This is a genomic window from Anaerolineales bacterium, assembly GCA_015075725.1.
Classification (GTDB): Bacteria; Chloroflexota; Anaerolineae; order Anaerolineales; family Villigracilaceae; genus Villigracilis.
Genome location: JABTTV010000001.1, coordinates 1,463,999 through 1,488,432, shown reverse-complemented (window position 1 = coordinate 1,488,432; position 24,434 = coordinate 1,463,999). Strand labels below are relative to the sequence as shown.

Annotated in this window: 21 protein-coding genes; 8 read left to right on the top strand and 13 right to left on the bottom strand. The window is 53.6% G+C overall.

Annotated features, from left to right (window positions below; all coding sequences use genetic code 11):
- From HS100_07120 to HS100_07085, 8 genes are all read right to left on the bottom strand, one after another.
- Entirely contained in the window at positions 1–909 is a 909-nt protein-coding gene (locus HS100_07120; protein MBE7433670.1) for an ROK family protein, read from the bottom strand.
- Entirely contained in the window at positions 906–2,504 is a 1,599-nt protein-coding gene (gene treS / locus HS100_07115; protein MBE7433669.1) for a maltose alpha-D-glucosyltransferase, read from the bottom strand. The genes HS100_07120 and treS overlap by 4 nt, the downstream gene beginning before the upstream one ends.
- Before the next feature lie 65 nt (positions 2,505–2,569).
- On the bottom strand, positions 2,570–3,919 hold the full coding sequence (locus HS100_07110; protein MBE7433668.1) for a beta-glucosidase: 1,350 nt from the start codon (positions 3,917–3,919) through the stop codon (positions 2,570–2,572).
- 44 nt (positions 3,920–3,963) lie between these two features.
- Complete coding sequence (locus HS100_07105; GenBank protein ID MBE7433667.1) at positions 3,964–5,067, bottom strand: carbohydrate ABC transporter permease; 1,104 nt, start codon at positions 5,065–5,067, stop codon at positions 3,964–3,966.
- Position 5,068: 1 nt separating this feature from the next.
- Positions 5,069–6,232 (bottom strand): sugar ABC transporter permease, encoded by a 1,164-nt coding sequence (locus HS100_07100; protein MBE7433666.1) that lies wholly within the window; start codon positions 6,230–6,232, stop codon positions 5,069–5,071.
- 92 nt (positions 6,233–6,324) lie between these two features.
- Positions 6,325–7,677, bottom strand: a complete 1,353-nt coding sequence (locus tag HS100_07095; protein MBE7433665.1) for a carbohydrate ABC transporter substrate-binding protein — start codon at positions 7,675–7,677, stop codon at positions 6,325–6,327.
- A gap of 248 nt (positions 7,678–7,925) precedes the next feature.
- Positions 7,926–8,936: a LacI family DNA-binding transcriptional regulator gene (locus HS100_07090; protein MBE7433664.1), complete on the bottom strand. Its 1,011-nt coding sequence runs from the start codon at positions 8,934–8,936 to the stop codon at positions 7,926–7,928.
- A 73-nt stretch (positions 8,937–9,009) separates the two neighbouring features.
- Positions 9,010–9,708 (bottom strand): metal-dependent transcriptional regulator, encoded by a 699-nt coding sequence (locus tag HS100_07085; GenBank protein MBE7433663.1) that lies wholly within the window; start codon positions 9,706–9,708, stop codon positions 9,010–9,012.
- A gap of 181 nt (positions 9,709–9,889) precedes the next feature.
- Here HS100_07085 and HS100_07080 point away from each other — a divergent pair, with 181 nt between their 5' ends.
- The 5 genes from HS100_07080 (at position 9,890) to HS100_07060 (ending at position 15,894) form a co-directional block, all read left to right on the top strand.
- Positions 9,890–10,972 carry an extracellular solute-binding protein gene (locus HS100_07080; protein MBE7433662.1) on the top strand — a complete coding sequence of 361 codons (1,083 nt, stop codon included), beginning with the start codon at positions 9,890–9,892 and terminating at the stop codon, positions 10,970–10,972.
- A gap of 132 nt (positions 10,973–11,104) precedes the next feature.
- Positions 11,105–12,739 carry an iron ABC transporter permease gene (locus tag HS100_07075; GenBank protein MBE7433661.1) on the top strand — a complete coding sequence of 545 codons (1,635 nt, stop codon included), beginning with the start codon at positions 11,105–11,107 and terminating at the stop codon, positions 12,737–12,739.
- Positions 12,736–13,776, top strand: a complete 1,041-nt coding sequence (locus tag HS100_07070) for an ABC transporter ATP-binding protein (GenBank protein ID MBE7433660.1) — start codon at positions 12,736–12,738, stop codon at positions 13,774–13,776. The genes HS100_07075 and HS100_07070 overlap by 4 nt, the downstream gene beginning before the upstream one ends.
- A gap of 177 nt (positions 13,777–13,953) precedes the next feature.
- Positions 13,954–15,258, top strand: coding sequence for a BCD family MFS transporter (locus HS100_07065; GenBank protein ID MBE7433659.1), 1,305 nt, complete (start codon positions 13,954–13,956; stop codon positions 15,256–15,258).
- A gap of 6 nt (positions 15,259–15,264) precedes the next feature.
- On the top strand, positions 15,265–15,894 hold the full coding sequence (locus tag HS100_07060) for a helix-turn-helix domain-containing protein (protein MBE7433658.1): 630 nt from the start codon (positions 15,265–15,267) through the stop codon (positions 15,892–15,894).
- Between the two features lie 132 nt (positions 15,895–16,026).
- On the opposite strand, the gene HS100_07055 is transcribed toward HS100_07060, so the two are convergent.
- The 5 genes from HS100_07055 to HS100_07035 form a co-directional block, all read right to left on the bottom strand.
- Positions 16,027–16,848 (bottom strand): hypothetical protein, encoded by an 822-nt coding sequence (locus HS100_07055; GenBank protein ID MBE7433657.1) that lies wholly within the window; start codon positions 16,846–16,848, stop codon positions 16,027–16,029.
- A 13-nt stretch (positions 16,849–16,861) separates the two neighbouring features.
- Complete coding sequence (locus HS100_07050) at positions 16,862–17,011, bottom strand: hypothetical protein (protein MBE7433656.1); 150 nt, start codon at positions 17,009–17,011, stop codon at positions 16,862–16,864.
- 160 nt (positions 17,012–17,171) lie between these two features.
- The gene (locus HS100_07045; GenBank protein MBE7433655.1) at positions 17,172–19,721 is read right to left on the bottom strand and encodes a DEAD/DEAH box helicase; all 2,550 of its coding nucleotides are present in this window, start codon (positions 19,719–19,721) and stop codon (positions 17,172–17,174) included.
- 5 nt (positions 19,722–19,726) lie between these two features.
- A complete protein-coding gene (locus tag HS100_07040; protein MBE7433654.1) occupies positions 19,727–20,737 on the bottom strand; it encodes a flippase-like domain-containing protein in 1,011 nt (336 codons plus the stop codon).
- A gap of 103 nt (positions 20,738–20,840) precedes the next feature.
- Positions 20,841–21,245, bottom strand: coding sequence for an Rrf2 family transcriptional regulator (locus tag HS100_07035; protein ID MBE7433653.1), 405 nt, complete (start codon positions 21,243–21,245; stop codon positions 20,841–20,843).
- A 266-nt stretch (positions 21,246–21,511) separates the two neighbouring features.
- Between HS100_07035 and HS100_07030 the strand changes: the two genes are divergently transcribed.
- The 3 genes from HS100_07030 to pstA are packed head-to-tail and all read left to right on the top strand — an operon-like array spanning position 21,512 to position 24,422.
- Positions 21,512–22,507, top strand: a complete 996-nt coding sequence (locus HS100_07030; protein ID MBE7433652.1) for a substrate-binding domain-containing protein — start codon at positions 21,512–21,514, stop codon at positions 22,505–22,507.
- Positions 22,504–23,481, top strand: a complete 978-nt coding sequence (pstC, locus tag HS100_07025) for a phosphate ABC transporter permease subunit PstC (GenBank protein ID MBE7433651.1) — start codon at positions 22,504–22,506, stop codon at positions 23,479–23,481. Before HS100_07030 ends, pstC begins: the two co-directional genes overlap by 4 nt.
- Positions 23,478–24,422, top strand: a complete 945-nt coding sequence (gene pstA / locus HS100_07020) for a phosphate ABC transporter permease PstA (GenBank protein MBE7433650.1) — start codon at positions 23,478–23,480, stop codon at positions 24,420–24,422. Before pstC ends, pstA begins: the two co-directional genes overlap by 4 nt.
- Positions 24,423–24,434: the final 12 nt, after the last annotated feature.

Genomic DNA, 24,434 nt, shown 5'->3' with positions numbered 1-24,434 from the left:
TTATTGTAACGCTTCTTCAGCCAGGGCAAACGCGCCAAGTATACCCGAACGGTTCCCCAAGCCGGGATGGACGATATAGGTTTCGATATTTTCAAGGATAACGGGAGATTGAACATACCCGTTGATGTAGCTGCGCGTCTTTTCCTGGACCTTTGGCAGGAGATGCTCCAGCGAGCCGACTCCTCCGCCGATAATGATGCGCTGAGGCGAGAGGGTCATCACATAATTGCTGAGCGCCTGCGCAATGTAATCGGCTTCGAGGTCCCATACCGGGTGATCTGCCGGGAGCAAAGAGCCGCGTTTGCCCCAGCGCTTTTCGATGGCAACGCCCGACGCAAGCCCCTCGAAACAATCGGCATGGAACGGGCAGGCTCCCTTGAAAGGATCCCTTTCCGTATCGTGCCGGACGATTACATGGCCCATCTCCGGGTGGATCAATCCATGCAGGAGGTTCCCCTCCACATATGCGCCTCCGCCGATGCCCGTGCCCACGGTGAGATAAATAAAGGTTTTCAGTCCCTGCGCAGCACCCCAGCGCCACTCGCCCAGGGCGGCGCCGTTCACATCGGTATCGAGTGCGACGGGAACATCGAACGAGTCGCGCAGCATGCCGACGACATTTGCGTTCGACCAGCCGGGTTTGGGCGTTGGCAGAATAAAACCGAATGTGTGTGAAGCCGGATCCGGGTCGAGCGGTCCGAAGCAGGCAAACCCAATGGCGGAGAGCTTGCCCATAATCTCCTCCTGTTGTTTGAAGAAGTCGACCACCTGCGCCATGGTTTCTTCAGGCGTGGTCGTTTCAAACCTAGCCTCAGCCCGGATATTTTTCGGCGCCGCGCCGACCGCGCAGATAAACTTCGTGCCGCCGCCTTCGATGGCGCCGTAGAGAGGACCATGATCGTTCTTCATCGCTGCATCTGCATCCAATGGTAGGCATAAGGCGCGATCTCAAGGGTTTCGGTCAGGGATTGTGAACGGCCCGTGAACAGGTCGATACAGGGCATTCGAAAATCCAATGGGATGTCCACGCATTGATTCGAGCCGCTCAGGTTATTGAAAATAAGCATCACATCCCCGCCATGTTCGCGCACATACACAGCAACCGCCGGATTGCCCGTCTCCACCCATTGCATTTCACTGCCGCCAAATGCGGCGTGTTTTTTTCGCAGGGAGATCATCTTTTGCAGGGTATGGAACAGCGAGTTCGGATCCTTCAACTGGCTGGCAACGTTGATAAGTTCGTATCCCATCGATCCGCGCACCGGCTCGGTAAACGGTTCGGCAAGCGTGAAACCCGCATTAAGTGAATCATTCCATTGCATCGGCGTGCGGACCCCGTTGCGGTCCGGCAGATCGAGGTTGTCGCCCATGCCGATCTCATCGCCGTAATAGATGATGGGCGCGCCGGGCAGGGTGAATAATAATGAGTTCGCCAGTTCGATCTTGCGGCGGTCGTTATCGAGCAATGGCGCGAGTCGGCGGCGAATGCCAAGGTTGAGTTTCATGCGCGGCTCGGGCGCATATTCCTTCCACATCCACTGACGTTCTTCTTCGGTGACCATTTCTAAAGTCAATTCATCGTGGTTGCGCAGGAAGGTGCACCACTGACAATTTTCGGGAATGGAAGGCGTGCGGCGCATGATCTGCGCCATATCTTCGTAAAGTCCCTTTTTGATCGCCATGTAAATACGCGGCATGATCGGGAAGTGAAAGCCCATGTGGAATTCATCGCCGTTGCCGAAGTAGGGACGCACATCTTCAGGCCATTGATTCGCTTCGCAAAGCAGAATCCGCCCGGGATAATGCTCGTTCATGAAGGCGCGTAATGTTTTCAAGTACACGTGAGTTTCGGGCAGGTTCTCACAATTGGTCCCTTCGCGCTCGAAGAGATACGGAACCGCATCGGCGCGGAAGCCGTCGATTCCCATATCCAGCCAGAAGCGCGCCACGTTGAGCATTTCGTCCCGCACTTTGGGATTGTCAAAGTTCAAGTCCGGCTGGGTGGAATAAAAACGATGCCAGAAATATTGACCGGCTTGTGCGTCCCACGTCCAGTTCGATGTTTCGGTATCCACAAAGATGATGCGCGCATCTTTATATTTTTCGTTCGTGTCGCTCCACACGTAATAATCGCGATAGGGCGAGTTCCTGTCGGAGCGCGCGGCTTGGAACCAGGGATGGGCGTCGGAGGTGTGATTCAGGACAAGGTCCATGATGAGGCGGATATTGCGTTGATGCGCCGCCTCGATCAGGACTTTGAGATCGTCCAGCGATCCGTAGGCCGGGTCCACGCTGTAATAGTCCGCGATATCATAGCCGTCATCGCGCAAAGGCGAAGGGTAGATGGGCATGATCCAGATACAATCCACACCGAGGGTTTGCAGATAATCGAGCTTCTGCGTCAGCCCGCGCAGGTCGCCGCGCCCGTCGCCGTTACTGTCTTTGAATGCACGGACGGAAATTTCATAAAAAACTGCGTTCTTGTACCAAAGGTTGTTGGTCATAAATTTAGTGTCATTGCTCCAGACGGCATCCTCGCCGCCGAGGACGGCAGCATAAGTGAAATTGATTAGACCGTAATGGAATTTTGTCTGATGACTTCCCCGAACCAATACGCGCTTTGCTTGGGAGTACGTTTCAGGGTTTCGAAATCCACACGCACCAGACCGAAGCGTTTGCTGTAGCCGCGCTCCCATTCGAAGTTGTCGAAAATGCTCCAGACGAAATATCCATGCACATTCGCCCCTTCCTGAATTGCTTCATGCAGGGCTTGCAGGTGTGCCTGCAGGAACCGGATGCGGTCCCAGTCTTCTACAAAACCTTCCGGGTTCGGAGCATCCGGCATGGCACAGCCGTTTTCCGTAAGATAAAGGACGGGGTTGCCGTAATTCTCCTTGAGATACATGACTTCGTTCTTCAACCCCATCGGGTGGATGCCCCAATTCATTTCCGTTCGTCCCCAACCGGCGGCTGAATACGGCGTAAGGCGGGCTTTGTTCAATCCGCCGAAAAGGTCGAACGAAACAAGGTCGGTATTATAGTGATTGAGACCGAAAAAATCGATCGGCTGATGAATGATATCCAGATCGTTCGCGTGAACCTTCGGCTGGTGGACGCCAATGTAGTCGAACAACGCCTGCGGATACGTTCCTTTGAAAACGGGATCGAGAAACAATGCATGGGTCTCGTCATGGACGCGCTGCGTCGCCGCCACATCCTCTTTGCTGTCGGAGGCGGGAATCAACCCGTTCAAATTAAGGATGAATCCGATCTTTCCATCATGCCCGCCCTGCCGGTAGACTTGCACGGCTTTGCCGTGCGAAAGCAATAAATGATGCGCGGCTTGATATGCTTGCGAGTAATCGCAAATCCCGGGCGCGTGCAATCCTTGAGCATGACCCAAAAAGGCGGCGACCCATGGCTCGTTGTGGGTTGCCCAAAGTTTTACCCGGTCTGCCAGATGGTCGAAGACGATGCGGGCATAGTCGGCGAAATAGTCGGCCGTATCGCGCGAGGTCCATCCACCCAGGTCTTGAAGCGCCTGGGGAAGATCCCAATGAAAGAGCGTGCCCTTGGGTAGTATGCCTGCATTCAGAAGTTCATCCACGAGGCGGGAGTAAAAGTCCAGTCCCTTTTTGTTGACCGTCCCGCGTCCCTGCGGCAGGATGCGTGCCCAGGCGATGGTGAATCCATAACAAGGAATGCCCAGCGACTTGATGATCGCCACATCCTCCTTGTAACGGCGGTAATGATCACAAGCCACGTCGCCATTATCGCCGTTAAGAATGTGCGCCTCCCAACGGGTAAAACGGTCCCAAATACTCTCGCCTTTACCGTCCGCATTGTATGCGCCTTCGATCTGGTATGCCGAGGCGGCCGCGCCCCAAAGAAAATCTTTTGGAAAATTCAATATTCTCATGATAAAAAAAGTGGACTGGTCTGCCCAGTCCACTTGTCTCCAGATTAACCTTTGACTGAGCCCGCCAACAATCCGCGCACGAAGAACCGCTGCAAGGTGAAGAAGACAGTGAGCGGCAGGATCATGGACACGAACGCGCCAGCCGTCAGCAGGTGCCAATCCTGGCCGCGTGCCCCGACGATGGCGGCCATACGCTGGGTCACAAGTTCGAATTCGGGGTTGCCACCCAGAAAGATCAACGCCACGAGGTAATCGTTCCAGACCCATAGGAACTGGAAGATGGCAAAGGAGGCAAGCGCGGGTACGGAGAGGGGTAATACGAGCGTTGTGAACACCGTGAAATGGGAGGCGCCGTCAATGAACGCCGATTCCAAAATATCGCGCGGCAATGAGCTGATGTAGTTGTAAAGCAGATACGTTGCCAGCGCCAGACCGAACCCGGTATGCGCAAGCCAGATCGCAAGAAAGGTTCCATTGAGGTTCAATGCCCTATAGTCGCGCAGGATCGGCACCAGGGCGATCTGGAGAGGCACAACCAGAAGAGCAACGACCATGATGAACATGCTGCGGCGACCAGGGAATTTCATCCATGCAAAGGCATAGGCCGCAAATGCGGCGATCAAGATCGGGATGACCGTGGATGGAATCGCCACTGCCAGGCTATTAAGGAAGGCATTGACCATGTTGTCACCGGGGACCACTTCCACCGAGCCATCCGGCCGTCTGAATTCGAAATCCTGCCCGCCAAGGACCTGTTCGTAATTATCGAGGGAAAAATCCCAATCTATCGTCCATGCATTTTCCTGCACTTCGACCTTTCCAAGCCGCTTATTGCCAATCCAGGCTACTCGTTTGCCATCCGGGGTTTCAATGCCTTTACGGAATTGATCGAATGTGCCGGAGACGCCTTCGATCTCCATGACTTCATCAGGATTGAGACCTAGCGCCTTCGGGTCCAATTCGCTGACCGGCCGCCATTCACGATGTGGAAAAACGTTCCACCAGCCTGTTGTGGCGATCTTATCCCTGTTGCGAAAGGACGAAATGAAAATGCCAAGTGTTGGGATGGTCCAGATCAGAACAAGGAGGAGAAGCGTGAGATTGACCAGCCATTTGCCAAGCCGCTTTTGATTTTTTCCGCTGCTCATCTTAGAATGCCTCCTGTTCCCTGAAGCGTTTCAAGTTGTAGATCATGACCGGGATCACGGCGATGAGAAGCACAATGGCGATCGCCGAGCCAAATCCCGAATTGCGGTTTGTGAATGACTGGCGGTAGAACTGCGTGGCAATGACGTGCGTGCCGAATTGCCCTCCCGTCATTACCCAGACAACGTCGAATATTTTGAGGGTAAAGATGATAATCGTGGTCCAGACCGAGATGAGGGTGCCCTGAATGTAAGGCATCATGATGCGAAAGAAGATCTGAAATTCATTTGCGCCGTCGATGCGTCCAGCTTCCAGCAGCTCCTCCGGTATGCCCTTGAGCGCCGCGGAGAAAAGCACCATTGAAAAACCTGCCTGCAGCCAGACCACGATCACGATTAGGAATAGGTTGTTCCAGGGCGATATGGCCACCCATTGCGGCCACGCCTCGGGAGTTCCGCCAAGGCTGGTGACAATGGAATTCAATAAACCGATTTGTGTCTGACCTTCGGGTCTGTATTCGTAGATGAAATTCCAGATAATTCCTGCGCCCACGAATGAGATCGCCATCGGCAAAAAAATGAGCGACTTTGCCAGTTTCTCGAAACTGCTGCGGTCGGCAAGCACCGCAATCAGAAGTCCGAAGATGACCGAGAATGTGCTTCCGAAGATGATCCACATCAGGTTGTTACGGAAGGCTTCGACCATCAAATCCTGGGTGAAGACGGAAGCATAATTGCCGAAGCCAACGAAAGCAGCACTGGAGATCTGCTGGATGAAACTCAACCCCTCCGGCGGGCCGTCGCGTCCGAACAGGCTGAGATAAAATGTGCGCAGGGTCGGAATTGCCAGGTACCAGGAAAGGATGGCGATGGCGGGTCCCACGAACACAAAAGGAAGCAGTCTTCCCTTCCATTGGTCGGGAAGCTTTTCTACAAGCCAGTTGAAGACCCAATACAAAATGCCTACGCCGCCAACACCCCATATGATGGCAATCAGGACGATGATCTCGCGCGGGGCATTACTGTCCCGCAGGAAAAGGAATCCGAGATAGAGAACATAAAATGAAATCAACGGGATGCTTACTGCCAATAAAACACGTCCGATTAGGGCAAGTATCCCCGCAACAAACGATTGATCCCCTGCTACTTTGTTGTTCGGTGATTCCATGGTCATCTCCTTTAGCTAAATAAGAAGAAGGATAAAAATGGGGGTGGAAGGTTGTTGGACCTCCCACCCCAGCATTTTACTACTTCACTTTATTATTTCGGCCAGGTTGCATCGATCGCCTTCATGGCGGTATCAAGATCTTCGGAACCCGCCACGTAGCTGGAAATGTGCTCCCAGAAGGAACCGGCACCAACTTCGCCGGGCATGAGGTCAGAGCCATCGAAGCGGAAACTGGTCGCCTGCGCTACAAGTTCGGCGATGCCCTTTTCCAGTTCGACACCGTACATATCGGGTGTGACGGTCTGGTGAGCAGCCAATGCGCCGCCGCCCTGGAGCCAGCCGCTTGCCGACTCAGGCACGGTGAAGTATTCCATCAGCGCGCGAACTTCGGGGCGGTCGTTGAACATGTACATAGAGTCGCCTGCCACGAGGAACGGTTTCCCATAAGCGGGGTCCACGGGCGGGAAGTAGAAGAAGCCATAATCCTCGCCTGCCACAGTGCCTTCAGGGAAGAAACCGGTGATGAAGTTGCCCTGCTTGTGCATCCAGCATTGCGGAGGATCTTCGAACATCGGCGCGGGAGAATCGCCAAAGAAGGTTGTGACAATGGAGGATCTGCCGCCGTAAACATAAGCATCATTGAACCAGAGTTCGCTCCAGGTTTCGATGGCTTTCTTCACCTCGGGGGAATCGAAGGACAGTTCACCAGCGACCCATGCATCGTAATTTTCCAGGGACGTGGTGCGCAACATCATCTCTTCGGTCCAGTCGGTGGCAGCCCAACCGGTGGCGGCGCCGGATTCAACGCCGATACACCATGGGGTATCGCCGTCGTCGGCGATCTGTTGGTTCAACGCCATCAACTCTTCCCAGGTTTCGGGGATCTCATAACCAGCCGCATCCCACGCCTTCTTGGGATACCAGACCAGGCTCTTGCCGTTGAAGCGGTGGAAAATACCCATTTCAGCGCCGTCGAAGGTGACCATGTCGCGCCAGCTCTGGTTGTACTGCTGGGTAAGCCACTCATCCGAGAGATATTCGCTGACGGGAACTATATCGCCACCAGCAACAAATTGTGCGGCTTTACCGGGCTGCGGGAAGTCTACAATGTCGGGAGCATCGCCAGCATCGACACGGACAGAAATGGTGGCTTCGAATTCCTTGTTGCCAATGTAGTTGACCGTGATGCCGGTCGCTTCTTCAAACGCCTTTACACTCTCGGCGAATTTCACACCATCGGGATCGTTGCCTTCGAAGGCTCCATCAACGGTGACGGTCGTGCCCGAATAGCTTCCCTTGAGGGCTTCTTCCAAAGCGCCCCCCGCCGGGTACGGAAAGTCAACTTCGGTCGCGGGAACTTCAGTTGGAGCGGGGGTTCCGCATGCCGCAAGAAGCAGGGAGGCAGCCAGCGTCAAAGCGAGGACTTGCCATAAAACTTTTTTCATTCTTCTCTCCTTGAAAAAGATTGGAAATGGATGGTAATTTGGTTGTCAGGTTTGGGGGAATGGTGATCAATATCCGGGGCACCTCCTTCAGCAAGGGAATGATCCGATGGTGCTATCAATTGAAAGAGTTTTTATGAAAGCACTTTCACCAATAAGTATAGCACATCCATTTATTAAGTCAATAAGCAATTTATGAAGTCTAATTTTTTTGAGAAGAAACGCACAAATCGAACTCCCCCAATAAATAGCTACGCGGTTGCACGCTCAATGAGATTCAAGGGAAGATTAATATGCTGCAATGCCCGATTATGCCCGCCTGTACGCATCAATGCCATTTCTGCAGAGAGTCGCCCCGATTCATCGAGATGCTGGCGAATGGTCGTCAGGTCCACATAATCCGCCATATCGATATCATCGAAACCGATGATTGCCAGGTCATCGGGGATGCGGAGATTCAACTGGCGCGCGACCTTCATTACACTCAACGCCTGTATATCCGACGCAGCAAATAATGCGGTCGGACGGCCGCTCATGCTTAGGAGTTCGTACGCCGCCTGCCGCGAGTTCTCATGCGAATAAAGCGCCTGCTTGATGTTCTTTTTTGGCAGTGGGATCCCGGCTTCTTCCAATGTTTTTTTGAAACCTTCCAGTCGGGACTTAACTGGATGAATGGCATACCGCTCAGGCGGTTCGATATCTCCAAGAAAGCCGAATGACTTGTGTCCTTTCTTGATCAGATACTCCGCCACCATCCTCCCACCCTGCTCGTCATTGATGACAATGCTGTTTAATTCGTCATGGGAGAATTCGATCAGCACCGTTTGCATTCCGTTTTCGATCAGCCGTCGTACATCTTTATCCTCGATGGCCAGCGACATGATGATCAACCCATCCAGGTTGCCCATGATCGGGATGGAGGAGATATATCCTTGGAGATGTTCCACCGAATCTACAGGGTAGATCACCAACTCATAATTCTCGCGAGACAAAGTCCCTGCCGCGCCGCGCAAGCGCTGCACAAACGAGGGTGCCGTAAAGAACGGAGTGATGACGCCAACCCGGTTCGAATACTTCAACGCCCGCGCGCGCGCTTCCGCCTTTGGGACAAAACCGAGGAGATCGATCGCATCGATTACCCGTGTGCGGGTTTCGGGATTTACTTTATCGGGCGCGTTCAGTACACGGGAAATGGTGGAGATGCTCACGCCCGAAAGTGCGGCAACATCGTAGATTGTGGGTTTTTTCTTGGTCTTTGGCATGATGAAGTGAAAGCCGTGTGAAAGCACTTTCAGTCTAACACGGAATTGAGCAAGTTTCCAGTAATGGCAGAGATTATTTTGCTGGTTTTACGATAGGGGTATTCCCCTCGCCCAGTCTGGTCACTTCCACCCAGAGGGATGCCGCGAGTTCGTAGCCGATCAGGTGGCCTTGCGGCTTCATTTGCAGCCTTAATGGACCTTTGAATGGGGCGCAACTCAACAGGTGGAAGGGTTTATCGGGAACGAGTCCCAATTCGCCAATATAAGTCAATTTCTCCAGATCATGTGTGCGCACACGGCTGATGACACAATCGGAACCCGATGGCACTTCAATGAGCGGTACATCGTTGACCACTGGCATAACGCCGTCTTTGGATGGAATCGGCTCGCCGTGCGGGCAGCGTGTGGGATACCCAGCGAGTTCATCCATGCGATCTTCGAGTTCATCATTGATACCCTTCTCGAAGGTGTCAGAAAGTTCGTGCGCAGCTGCCCAATCGTATTTCATCACTTTGACGAGAAAGACTTCAGTAAGCCGATGTCGGCGCAGGGATGGCATGGCGATCTTCTCACCTGATTCGGTCAGGCGCACACCACGATACGGCTCATGAACAAGATAGCCAAGTCTTTGCAAACGTTTGACCATGCTGGCGATCGCCTGCGCAGATGACTCAACATGAGAGGTTAAAAGCGAAAGCGGAACCTGTTCATGATCTTGTTGCAATCTATAAATTTCGGCAGCATAACGCTGCATGGCAAGGCTGGCGGTCATACGGTAAATCGCGCTCCAGAATCTTCAATCAGGTTGAAAATCTTTCACAACCCGATATAGATAAAATTTAATACAAATATCTAGATTATTCAGATCGCGGTCATTATACTACGCCCGTTTCAAGGCAGATAAAAATTATCTTATTTATCCGCCCACTTCATATTAAGGAGATCGCAGTACGATGCAAACCAGCAAGAAACTTTTACCCCTGTTATTTCTGATGACTTTATTGGTCAACGCATGTGGCGGCGCAGCGACGGATACTGTCAGCGAAGAGCAAGCCACCGAAGCAGCACCCAGCACCGAGGTCAGCGGTGAAGCGGAAGTATCCGGCGATCTGGTCATTTATTCGGGTCGTTCCGAACCGCTCATCCAGCCGGTCATCGATGCGTTCAAGGCGAAGTATCCGAACGTGAATATTTTGCTCAAGGCGGGCAGCAATAGCGAATTGGCGAATGCGCTCATCGAAGAGAAAGCCAACCCGCAAGCCGATGTATTCATCACCACCGAGTTGCTCACTGTGCAGTCGCTGACTGCCGAGGGTGTCTTTCAATCGTATGCGCCCGCAGGTGTGGAGAACATCCCTGCTGAATTTGTTGGCGAAGGCAATGCGTGGACGGGCTTGACCCGCCGCGTGCGTGTGATCATGTATAACAAAGACTTGGTGGCTGAGGATGAAGCCCCCGCCTCGATCTTCGATTTGACCGACTCCAAATGGCAGGGTCAGGTCGCCGCTGCAGGCTCGACCAACGGCGGTATGCAGGCACAGGTCGCTGCCATGCAGCAATTGCTCGGTGACGAAGCGACCGAAGAATGGCTCAATGGTTTGATCGCAAACGAAGTGACCTTCTTCGGCGGTCATACTGATGTGCGCAAAGCAGTTGGCGCCGGTGAGTTCAAGATCGGTTTGGTCAATCACTATTACTATTATTTGCAATTGGCAGAAGGCAGCAATGTGGGCGTGGTTTACCCCGACCAGGGCGAAGGACAGGTCGGTTTGTTCACCAATGCCACCGCCGCCGCGGTTGTAAACGGCGCTTCGAACCCCGCTGCTGCGCAAGCCTTTTTAGATTTCCTCGTTTCGGAAGAAGGACAGAAGTTGTTTGCCGAGCAGAATTATGAATATCCCTTGCTCGCAGGTGTGGCGATCAAAGAAGGCGTGCAGCCGCTCGATGGTTTCCGTCTCGCCGAAGTGGATGTGGTGAAAGCCGCCGCGAATTTCGATGCGATGTTCGATCTGATCGAACGCGTAGGCTTGCCTTAAAGAATTTATTCACCACAGATAAACACGGATAAACGCTGATTTCTTGATAAATCCTTTTCATCTGTGTTTATCTGTGGTTTAAACTTGTTTATCTTCTCAAGTTTCCCTGCTACAATGGTGCGCTAACGCACAATGGAACTCACCCGCACAAACATTACCTACCAAAAAATACGTTCGAAGATCAGCCCGCGGCTTGCATTCGCTGCGGGCTTGGTGGCTTTATTTGTGGCAGTACCGCTCATTTATATTTTCGTCCGCGCCATCTCTGCCGAACCCGAAGCGTGGACCCGGTTGTTTCAGGAACGCATTTGGAAGTTATTCGCCAACACCCTGGGGCTTGTGCTGGCAGTGACGGCAGGCGCAATGCTGACCGGCGTGACGATGGCGTTCCTCACCGAGCGAACCGACCTGCCCGGGGCAAAAATCTTCCGCTGGATGTTAGCCATGCCGCTGGCGATTCCAGCTTATATCGGCGGTATTGTGCATTTAGCGTTGTTACGTCCACGCGGCGGGGTGATACCGAAATTATTGGAAGATATGTTCAGTCAGCCCGTGTTCACGCCCAGTCCGTTGGGATTCGGCGGCGCGGCGTTCATCCTAACCTTGTTCATGTTCCCGTATGTTTACCTCTTAAGCGGAGCCGCCTTCCGCACACTGCATGCCTCACTCGAAGAAGCCTCTCGTGTTTTTGGTCGCACGCCCTTGCAGACTTTATTTCAAGTGACTTTGCCTGCGCTGCGCCCCGGCTTGACCGCTGGTGCATTGTTGGTGGCGTTGGATATTCTGGCAGAATACGGCACGGTAGCCTTACTACGCTATGAAACGTTTTCATCTGCAATTTTCGTACAACTCTCCGGTCGCTATGACCGTTCGGCGGCTTCGGTTCTGAGCGGCATTCTCGTCGTTTTAGCGATTGGCATTTTATGGAGTGAGCTGCGCCTGCAAGGTCGTGCGCGCTTTACTCAAATGGAAAGCAACTGGCGCCCGGCTCCGCTGATGACGTTGGGTAAGTGGCGTGTTCCGGCATTTTTGCTGGTGCTGGGTGTGGTCTCTGCCAGTTTGCTTCTACCTGTTGGGGTCTTGCTCGTCTGGAGCATTCAAGCCTTCCTTGACCCTGAAACCATGCGGACGTTGTTCAGTACCGGCTCACAAGGATTTGGCAATTACATTTGGAACAGTTTGTGGAGTTCCTCAATGGCGGCCTTCATTGCGGTTGTGCTTTCTTTGCCTGTGGGATTGTTGTCCGTTCGTTACCCAAATCGATTCTCAAAATTCATCTCGAGGCTCAGTCAGGTCGGCTATGCCATTCCCGGCGTGGTCATTGCATTGAGTTTGGTATTGCTGGTCAATCGGTTTCTTCCGTTCCTGTATGCCACGCCATTTGTCGTCGTCATAGCCTATGTGCTGCGTCACATGCCGCAAGCGGTGCGCGCCAGTGAGTCAGCCTTGAATCAGCTTTCGCCCTCGCTCGAAGAAGCCTCACGCGTGATGGGGCGCACGTCATTCCAGACTCTTTTTCAAGTGACTCTTCCGTTGATTCTGCCGGGCTTGCTGGCGGGCGGATCGTTGGTCTTCTTAACCTCGCTCAAAGAATTACCGGCTACACTTCTGCTGCGCCCGGCAGGCTTCGATACGCTCGCCGTCCGCGTGTGGGTGTGGGCGGGCGAAGGCTTTTACTTCCAAGCTGCGCCCGCCGCTTTATTGCTCGTGCTTGTTTCTGCATTGCCGTTATCCTTCCTTCTTCGCAGGGAGCAGATTTTCAAATGACCACGCTCGAAGTGCGGAATCTCGCCAAACGATTCAATGGCTCACCGAATGCGGCTGTGAACGATATTTCCTTTGAGTTAAGCGACAACGAGATCCTCGCGCTTGTCGGACCGAGCGGCTGTGGGAAGACAACCACGCTTCGGCTCATCGCCGGGCTTGAGCGGCCGGATGCAGGCTCGATCAGGCTGAATCGGATTCTGGTCGCGTCTGAAGCGGTTTTCGTTCCTCCCGAACTACGCGGCGTTGGAATGATCTTCCAGGATCACGCGCTCTTCCCGCATCTAACCGTTTTCGATAACGTGGCGTTTGGCTTGCGCAGCAAGCCAACAGCGGAAGTCCGAACGCGGGTGGGCGAGATGCTGCACATGGTAGGTCTGCTTTCCCACTCCAAACGATATCCGCATGAACTCTCCGGCGGTGAACGGCAGCGTGTGGCGTTGGCGCGCGCGCTTGCACCGCGGCCAGTGCTGGTTCTCATGGACGAACCCTTCAGCAGTCTCGACGCCGACTTGCGCGCCGGTGTGCGCGAACATGTGCGCGGCATTCTCAAATCGATGCAGGCGACAGTCGTCTTCGTAACGCACGACCAGGAAGAAGCGCTTTACATGGGTGACAGACTCGCCGTGCTGAAAAAAGGGGAATTGGAACAGATCGGCACGCCGGAAGAAATTTTCCATGAATCGAACACACGCTTCGTCGCGGAGTTCATGGGCGACAGCGATTTCCTCAAAGGGAAAGTGACCCACGACGGTATTCAAACCGCCATTGGGCTTGTCAGGCAGATCGTTGACATGCCTCTCTCCACCGCCGTTGAGATCGCCATCCGCGCCGATGATATCGACTTTCACGTGGATGGTTCCGGCAACGCCCTCATCATCGACCGTTTCTTTCGCGGCGCGTTCAATCTCTATCGTCTGCGCCTCGATACCGGGCAGGTCATCCACGCCATCAATCCGCACACGAACATTCTGCCCGTCGGCTCACGTGTGCAGGCATTCGTCAGCGCGGAGCATTCTCTAACTGTCTTTACTCAGTAGTGCGTCCCATACTCCCGAATCCCCTCACAAAACTCTAGTAAAATTCTACGCAAATCTATATAGTATTAAAGAAAGTTACGCCTACAATAGTCACTGAGGTGAGGGCGAGTAACAACCGCCCTTGCTTTGTTTAACCAACTGCAAGACCATTCGACGATCCTGACTGAAAGACCAACCATGCTCATCAAACGTCTTCAACTCGCCCTCATCCACACCGCGGTCGCCATGACCCTCGTGCCGATCAACAGCACGCTCAACCGCGTCATGATCTTCGACCTCGGCATCTCAAAAACGCTGTTTACCGTTCTCGCCATCTTTCCATATTTGCTCGCGCCGATCCAGGTCGCCATCGGTTCTTTCTCAGACCGGCATCCCATCGCCGGGTATCGCCGCACACCGTACATCCTCGCCGGGCTCGTGCTTTGCGTGATCGGCGTTGCTGTTTCCCCGCAGATCGCAATCCTTATCACCGAGAACTTCACGCTCGGCATCGTTGCGGGAATCCTTGCTTTTGGGGCTTGGGGTATGGGCTACAATCTTTCCGCGGTCTGTTACCTTTCGCTCGCTTCGGAACTTTCCGGTGAAAAAGAACGCGGCAAAACGATAGCGACCATGTTCACGGTCATGGTCATCGGCTTGATCGCGACGGGCCTCAGCCTCAGCAGGATGGTTCCAACCTTCGACTTGATCGCCCTCGAACAGGCATTCCTCGCCGTCGCCGCCTCCGCCCTGACCCTGGGCTTGATCGGCCTCTTCAAACTTGAGCCGCCCTTTGGCTTTTCCTCCCAACCGGCCCGCGCCGACAATTACACCGTCAAACAAATGGCCACCGCCATCACTGAAAACCGGGTCGCAAAGATCTTCTTTGTTTATTTATTATTGCTGCTTGCTGCCATCCTCGGGCAGGACGTCCTGCTCGAGCCCTTTGCCGCCCAGGCTTTCGGCATGACCCTCGAACAAACCTCGCGCATCGTCTCCATCACCAACGGTTTTACGCTCATTGCCTTTCTCGTTGCAGGCTTTCTCGACGGGCGTGTGAAAAAGAAATACACGGCGCAATCCGGCAATCTCGCGGCTTTGACCGGTTTCATCATAATCGTCATCAGCGGAATGACCGCCAGCGCGAGCGCCTTCTACATCGGCATCACCCTGCTTGGATTCGGCACAGGCATTTCCACCATAGCAAATCTTTCCCTGATGTTCGACCTGACCGTCCCCGAAAAGGTCGGCTTGTACATCGGCGCATGGGGTTTCTCGAACGGACTTTCACGCCTGGTCGGCTTGCTCATGGCGGGCGTGGTCGCAGACCTTGCCACACAAATCAGCGGAAATTCATTGAACGGGTATCTGATCGTATTCAGCATCGAGGCATTGATGTTATTGTTTGCAGCGGTCCTGTTGTATCGAATCGACGTCGATGTCTTCCAGAGGAAGGCGCACGAGCCCGCTTTTACTGAAAAAGTCGCATTGGCGGCTGAGTGACGTGTCATGACCCAGAATGAATGGCTTTCTCTCGCAGGGGCGGCAGATCTGCTTGGAGTTCATCCGAGCACAGTGCGGCAGTGGTCGGATAAGGGCATCCTACCCGTCCACAAGACGCAGGGAGGGCACCGCCGCTATAAGCGTGGGGAAATTCTCCTCTGGGCCGAATCAACCCAAAGGTCCAGAGAGGAGGCGATTGAACCCGAGGGAATGATGCAGGAGATCGTGAGGAATGTCCGCATGCAGATCTCGGAGGGGCGTCTGCAGGAGGAAACCTGGTATCAAAAACTGGACGAGGATGCGCGCACACAATATCGCGCGAGCGCTCGTTCGCTCTTCCAGGGCTTGATGACCTATGTGGCAACGAACGGAAAGGAAGCTTCGCACGAAGCCCATGCCATCGGCTACGAATACGCCTCGCGGGCGCGCCGCTACAACCTGAGCTATGTGGATGCGGCGAAGGCATTCCTATTCTTTCGCGATACGCTGGTCGAGTCTGTCATTAAGGTGTTCACTGAGGCAAATGTCCCGGCACGGCGCGCGACCGAAATGTACACCCGCATGCATGCCTTCACGGATGACATCCTCATCAGTTTGTTGGAAACGTATCGCAAGCTGGAAAACGCAAACCATTAATGCTTGTCATCCCGATAGCGAAGGATCTCTATGACAATATTAGTGACCCTTCGTGGCGCTTTGCACCACTCAGATTGACACACTTAAAATTAAAAAGAGCCGCAGAATGACTCCGGCTCTTTTTGATTCAACTTAATCCGCCGATGCTGGTGCGGGAACCGACTCGAGCATTTCATGCGGCTGGGGCTTTGCGGCAAGCTGGAAGCCCGCGTACATCAGGATGGCAGAGAACAACTCCCCAACATACAGGTATTCTCCATACCCGAGGCGGGTGAGCGTGCTGGCAAATCCGATCAGCAACGCTCCGGCTGCGATCAGGACATTTGCGATCACGCGATTCGGCATTACGCGCTTCCGCCAGAACAGGAACGCCGAGTAGATCGCGCCGCCCACAAGCGTGATCAGACCATAGATGTTGAAGAACGGGGTTGTAAGACGCACCGGGGTACCAAGCGGGAGCAGTCCGCGTACGGCGGTCACTTCTTCACCCCGATAAGTGGTGGTGATGGTCAACGCACCGGCGGGCGCGGACTCGCCTTCATCGAGGACCTTCGTCCCATACTGCTCGCTGATGATCTTATCGGTCGTGAAGACGGCTTCATCCAGTTTCGGTATGGCTTGCAGCATAAGATAGCCCGCAAACAAACTGCCGATTATAAGGAGTGCGGTCACGCCATGCACCCAGGGCTTACGGACAAGTAAATACATCGTCCCATGACCCAGCCAGGCGGCATTCAATGCCGCGCCGAACAAGTACCATGCAAAGAATATCCATTTATTCCACGCCAGGGCAAGGTAGGCTTCGGCAAAACTCCCAGCGCCGAACATGGCCAGACCGATGCCCCAGAACAGGAAGTGCGCCTGACGACGCACAATATATCTTCGCAGGACGCTGACCGTAAAGACCAGCATGATAAGGGTCGACAAGAAAGGAAGAACATGATTGATCGACATGATTTTCTCCTGTTTAGAATTTGATGAAGCCAAGCAGTACGCCCGCCGCGAAGATGATCAGCCCAAGCATGACAAGTCCCATGAAGACCAGCGATGCAGGAACGACCTTCTCGAAGAAAAAAGAATCCTTTGGCATGTGCGACTTCCCGTTTTTATCGGTCATGGCTCACCTCGATACAGTTGATATTTTCCCTCTTTCGGACGAAATCACAACTGAGATTGTAGAAGTTTGGATTAAATATGTATAAAGATGGTCTGTTTTGTACATGATGCAAGTCACAAGTTTCATGAATATTCATCATGCGGTTCCCCCAATGTGAAAACTATTTCAACAACTGTTCCAGGATCGCAAGCGTCTCCGCCCTGCCCCCATGCCCGTTCTCCCCGCCAGGACCCACGCACGAAGGGCAGCCGTCTTCGCAGGCGCAATCGTTTACGAGTTCATGCGCACGGCGGATCAATTCATCGTGCAATTCGAATAATTTCGCACTGAAACCGATTCCCGCCGGGACGAGGTCATACAGAACTACAGACGGCAGACCGCCGACCGCGGACCATGCTGGTTCGGTGTAAATTCCGAGGTCGCCCGCATCGCACATCAAGAACAACGGGGCAAGGTTGCCCAGCACGAATCCCAATCCCGTCAAACCGCTGCGGATACGCACATTTTGCTCCACTTTGCGATGGCAGCTTTGACAGAGTGTGGTCAGATTTTCGAGGCGGTTGGCTTGCTCATGATTCACTTTTCCATCCTGAATAAAAGCACGGAAGGGAATCTTGTGATGCACATCATGTTCGCGATTCGTCTCCGCCGCGCCGCATACCTGACATTTGAACTGGTCCCGTTTTCTGACAGAGAGTCTTACCTTTTGCCAGTCCGGTCCGTAGTTGTTCGGGTCGTTTGTCCATAAGCCGGCATCGCGCAATGTTTTCAGCGCGGATTCAGAAAGAGTCAGCCAATAACCTGTTGTTTGTAACTCGGAAGGCGGCATGTCGAGCGGCTCCTGCCCGAGATTCTCGTTCGTGAACCAGCGCAGTTTGCGAAACCCAACGACTTGCGTGGTGACTTGGATTTCGCCATACGCCTTCTCCCCGCCGGGGACGGCGGCTTGAGCCTGCAGAGCCGTGATCTGAATCTCCGATTGCTGCTGGGCTTCGGTGTAATAGTCCAAGCCAACAGGCACAAGGTGGGCAATGTGATTATCGATGTCGAGTTCCTGCACGAAATACTGCTGGGCTTCGTGCATGTAGATCGCGCCGGGATGGACCATCCAGTTCGCCGATTCGCCGTCCACTGTGCCAACGGTCATCGGTTTGCCATCCGCATCGGCGGATTGCAAGACCACGCCTTGCGGCGATGCGGAACGCAGTGAAATGTTCGCAGCGGGATAGGCATCCTGCATCCAGAAATATTTTTCGTTCGAGAAATGCGCTTCGTTATTGGAAAGCAGAAACTGAAGATACTCTTCGATCAACTCCCAGGACAACGAGCCGAAGCCCTCGCCCTGTTGAAATGGCAGTTCGAACATGGCGCAGCGCAGGTGATTGAGCAAAATCAACAGATGATTCGGGTTGACCAGCGCCATTTCGGGCGAACGTTCGAAGAAATATTCAGGATGATGCGCCAGGAACTGATCGAGCGGGTTGGAATTGGTGATCAAAACCGCAGCAGCTGGAGTATCCCCGCGCCCGGCGCGACCGGCTTGCTGGCGCGCGCTGGCTATCGTACCGGGATACCCAACCATGAGCGAAGCGCCCAACCCGCCGATGTCAATGCCGAGTTCGAGCGCATTTGTTGCGACAACGGTTTTGACAGAGCCGTCGCGGAGTCCCTGCTCGATCTCGCGGCGCTGGGTTGGAAGGTAGCCGCTTCGGTATCCCCGAATGAAAGAGGAAACAGGAAAGAAATCTCCATTGGCATTTTTTCTTCTTTCTTCCTCTTTTCCTTCCTGCAAGTGAGTCAACAGCATCTCGACGCTTCTTCGGGTTCTGGCAAAGACCACGGATTGAATGTCGTGTAAAAGCAGGTGAGTTGCGAGCCTCACGCCTTCGAGCAGGCTGCTTTTCCGTAACCCCAGGGCCGGATTCAAAACAGGCGGATTGTAGATGATGAAATGGCGTGCCCCTCGCGAGGAACCATCGTTATCCACCAATTCGACCGGTCCTTCGATCAGATTCTCCGCGAGTTCCTTTGGGTTGCCAATCGTTGCTGATGAAAGGATGAACTGCAAATTTGCGCCATGAAACTTCGCCACGCGTTTGAGCCTGCGAATCACATTCGCGACATGCGAACCAAAGACGCCCCGATACGCGTGGGCTTCGTCAATAACCACAAATTTGAGGTTGGAGAAGAAATCGCTCCAGTTGGCGTGATGCGGGAGGATGCCTGTATGGAGCATGTCGGGGTTGGTCAGGATGATGTTGGCAGTTTTTCGAATGACGGGGCGATGGGACTGGGGAGTGTCTCCATCATAGATTGCCGATTTTAGATTTGCGATTGAGGATTGAAAAGATTCGAGGTTCGATTGTTGATCCTGGGTGAGCGCTTTGGTGGGGAAGAGATATAACGCGCGAGATTGCGAATCTTCGATCAACTTTGCGAGGACGGGCAGGTTGTAGGCAAGGGTCTTTCCGCTGGCGGTGCCGGTGGCGAGGATGAGGTTTAGTCCGGCGCGGGCATGAGTCCAGGCTGTCAGTTGATGGGAATAGAGCAGGGAAATGGTCCGGGAAGATAAGGCATCTCGAAGCGATTCAGGCATATCGTTCGGGAAAGGATGCGTCTGTGCGGCGCGGGGTGGAGTCGCCTGCCAGGCAACAAGGTTTGGCGCAGTTTCTTCATCCTGTTTCCAAAAATCCAGAAGCGATGAAAGCATGAGAGTCAATCCACAGGTTCGCTGCGTTCCTTGTGAAGAGTGCGGAACGCCCACGCGCCGACTCCCAGCGGAAACCAAAAGGTGGCAGCGCGATAGAGCAGTGTGATGACGACGGATTGACTCCAATTGACGTTGAGCGAGGTCAGTGCAATGGGCATGATGCCTTCGACGATGCCAATGCCGGATGGCGTGGGTGAAACGATGAGAAAAAGATACGCCATCGAAAACCCGGCGATGATGGTGCCCGCCGAGAACGGGACTTCGAATGCAAGAAAGGAGCAGACGAGAATCATCATCAACAATCCCTTGTCGAAGATACCCCACAGGACGGGGCGGACCAGGCTGGACGGTTTTTCCGTCAACCCTGAGAAGCCGTCCGCTATCTCATGGGCGAACTCGTGTGCGCGATCTTCGCTGAGATAATTTTCCCCGCGAAAAAGATGCACGATGCGGTTGACTCCGCGTGCAAATTTCGCGAGCAGGTTCCCCAGTTTTTCGGCGGACCGATACCCGATGTATAGAACAGATCCGTAGGTGGCGGCGATTCCAAACAGGAAGAGCGAGGCGGAGATTTCCCCGGCGTTCAAATCATTGCGGCGGATGAGAACGATCAATCCCAACGCAAGGATGACGAGAAATGCCGCCTGGTCGAGCAGGAGGAATAACGCCGCCGCCACCGTGACCTTTCCGGTGGGATGCCCGCGACGATGCGCCTCCGCCGCGAAGAGGGCGACTCCGCCCGCCCCGGCAGTTGGCGCCACGACGTTGATAAAGTTCGCCGCGGTGGCGATACGGCTCAATGTGAATACATCTTCATGCACGCCAAGTAAGTGAAAAACGGATTGGTACATGCGCCCACTGGAGATGAACCAAACGATCTGAACCAAAAGCGCAAGCGCGAAGAAACCTATGTGCGCCTTTTGCAAAGTGAGAAGAATGGTTTCGAGTTCGCTGAAGCTAAGCGAAACCACAATCACACCGAGGAAGAGGATAATGAATACAAAAAATTTATTCATGTATTTTGATTGTAACAAACCCCATCCCAACCTGTATTTCAAAATTAAGACCTGGCAGATGCGTGTCCCATGTTATGGGATCAGGTCGGACCGACCTTCTATGTCACTTTGCCACATCCGCTATCGTAGTCTTCTCCAGTTTATTCGAGACATAATCCCGAATGTCCTTGAAGACCTTCGTCAGTTTCTTCTCTTTTTCAATAGGTGTTGATTCGTAAAAATTCTCGCTGACCGATTCTGTAGGGGCGAGAGCGCCATCGAATAAGCGAATGACGTCGGCAAGAGGGATCTGGTCAGGGCGTTTGGCGAGACGATAACCGCCTTTTTGCCCCTTGGCGCTGCGGAGGAAATGAGCGCGTTTGAGCGCCAGCATGAGTTGCTCCAAGAATTTGGGTGGGATTCCCTGAGCAGTAGCAATGACATCAATGGAGATGAAACTTTCATTTTGATTGCGGGCAAGATAGACAAGGGCGAGGAGGGCATATTCGCTGCGGGTGGTTAATTTCATTTCAATACTCTACCTTCTTGATTAGACCTACTGGGGCAGTATAGTATAAAAAATGTGTCTGTCAAGTTGGGGTGATTCTGCCTGTGGCGTGTTGGATTCGGTATTGACAAAATTCAGCCGCTGAATTATGATAATATACATAACCTATTAGTCTAGTAGGGTTTTTCGAGATACTCGAGGTCTCGAAGTAAAAATCTTTTTTTTTACTCTAAATCCATACTTACTCAATAGGCTTTATATAAAAATAAATGGATTGGAGAAACAATATGCGAAAACAAACCATAACCTGGCTGTCTCTTCTTTTGCTTTTGGCGGTGTCCCTTACAGCGTGTGGGACCGCCGCGCCTGAAGCAGCAGCCGTCCCTGAGTCTGAGGCGGGCACTTCATCCGAATTGAGCGGCACACTGTCCATCTCTGGTGCGTTCGCCCTCTACCCCATGATGACCGTCTGGGCAGAAGAGTTCACCAAACTGCATCCTGATGTGCAATTCGATGTGCAGGGCGGCGGCGCGGGCAAAGGCATGACCGATACCATCGCTGGCGCAGTGGACATTGGCATGATCTCGCGCAGCATCAAGGAAGAAGAAACCGCGCAAGGCATCTTCTGGGTGTCGGTGACGAAGGATGCGGTCTTCCCGATCATCAATGTTGAGAATCCAGTGGCAGAGCAATTGATGGCGCAAGGCATTACACAGGAAACCTACAACAAGATCTACATCACAGGTGAGATCACAACATGGGGTGAAGTCGTTGGCGACCCGTCCATCACCGATAAGATCAATGTGTTCACCCGCTCTGACGCGGCAGGCGCAGCCGAGCAATGGGCAAAGTATAGCGGCGGCGAAGCACAGGAAGACCTGCTTGGTATCGGTGTGAACGGTGAACCCTCCATGCTCGACACCGTGTTGAAAGATCCGCTTGGCATTGGCTTCGGCAACCTCAACAGCATCTTTGATCTGAGCAATGGGAATCTCGTTCCTGGAATCCTCATCCCTCCGATCGATATCAATGAGAACGGTACAGCAGATGCAGGCGAAGTTTATCAAGTAAAGGAAGATGCCTTCAGCGCAGTGGCAAACGGAACGTATCCCTCTCCCCCCGCCCGTTTTGAAAACCTTGCCACACTCGGCAAACCCGAAGGATTGGAACTTGAATTCATCAAGTGGATCCTGACCGATGGTCAACAGTATTTGGAAGCGGCAGGCTATGTCCCGCTAACCCCGGAGCAACAAGCCGAGTCTCTCGCGAAGCTTGAACAATGAGCGAAATCGAATTGACCCAAATCAAAACGGAAGGGCGGCTAAGCCGCCCTTCTACGCCGTCTCGCGCCAGAACGAATCGAGCCGCACAACGCACATTTTTTATCATCACACTTGTGCCTGTGGTGCTCATCATCATTGTGGCAACGGCATTGGTCGTGCGCGCTTACCCCATTTTGAATTCTTACAGTTTTAGCGAATTGTTATTTGGCGATATCTGGCGACCCAACGATGGTCAATTCGGCTTTCTTCCGTTCATTCTTGGCACACTGTGGGTGACAACCGTTGGCGTATTGCTTGCTGTTCCGCCTTGCTTACTGGTTTCGGTCTACCTCGCGGAATATGCCCATAACCGTCTTCGTACCATCGCCAAACCCATTCTGGATGTGCTCGCCGCCATCCCGCCCGTCGTCTATGGCGTGTGGGGATTGCTGTCCATCGTGCCGTTCGTGGATGACGTGCTTGCGCCTCTCTCTGAACGTTGGCTTGGTTCTATTCCCTTTTTAGCAGTTACCCAGCCGACAGGATTCGGAATCCTCGCAGGCGGAATCGTGCTCGCTGTGATGATCGCTCCGCTGATTATCTCGGTTATCTTTGAAGTGCTCTCCACTGTCCCCAATGACTTGCGTCACGCGGCTCTCGCCGTTGGCGCGACTCAATGGCAGACCATTCGCACTATCGTCTTGCCGCAAGTCCTGCCCGGCATTGTTGCCGCCATTGTGCTGGGAGCCTCGCGCGCGTTGGGCGAGACCATCGCCGTGCTGATGGTGGTGGGAAACGTCCCGCAAATTCCTACTTCTGTTTTTGATACTGCCTATCCGCTGCCCGCGCTGATCGCCAACAACTATGGCGAGATGATGTCCATTCCGCTGTATGATGCGGCGCTGCTCGGGGCGGCTTTAGTTTTATTGGTGGTCATCCTCATCTTTAACATTCTTTCCACGCTGGTACTCCAGCGTTTCTTGAGGCGTTCATGAAAAACAATAACTATGCTCAAGGCGGCGTCCCCGCCGCCGCTTCCGCCGAGGACGGCGGAAGGAGCAATCGGATTAAATTTCAAAAGAAACATTTCGAACGGCGTCACATCGTCGAACTATTTATCAAAACCATTATGAGAATCGCCCTGCTGATCGTCGCAGGCGCGCTTGGTTTAATTCTCTGGACGATCATCTCACGCGGACTTCCTTCGCTTTCATGGGAAATGGTCTCGCAAGTCCCCAAAGGCGGATATTACATGGGCAAAGGTGGCGGCATTCTTAACGCCATCATCGGCTCGGCATATCTCGCCACAGGTGGAACTTTCCTTGCCATGCTGTTGAGCGTGCCGATTGCGCTCTATCTCAAAGCCTATCTCGGTAAATCACGCTGGGGTGAGTACGTCCGCCTCTCGCTGGATGTGTTGTGGGGCATACCATCGATTGTGTACGGCGCGTTTGGTTTTGCATTGATGATCTTGCTCGGCATGCGTGCCTCACTGCTTGCAGGCATCATCGTTCTCGCGCTCGTCGAACTGCCCATCATGACCCGCGCCATGGATGAAGTCATCCGCCGCATGCCCGCCGACCTGGAACATGCCGCCCTCGCGCTCGGTTCCACCAAATTCGAAGTGGCGCTCAATGTCGTCACCCGCCAAATGCTGCCGGGCATCATCACCGCCATTCTGCTTGCCTTCGGCCGCGGCATCGGTGACGCGGCCTCGGTGCTGTTCACCGCAGGTTACACCGACCGAATCACCACCTCGTTGATGAATCCAACTGCGTCTCTCCCTCTGGCGGTCTTCTTCCAACTCGGTTCCCCCTACCCCGAAGTCCGCGAGCGCGGATATGCCGCTGCCCTGATTTTGACCATCATCGTCCTGCTCGTCAGTTTTGGTTCGCGCTGGTTGTCGGCAAGATTAAATCGGTACACGATCAAATAACGATTATTGCAT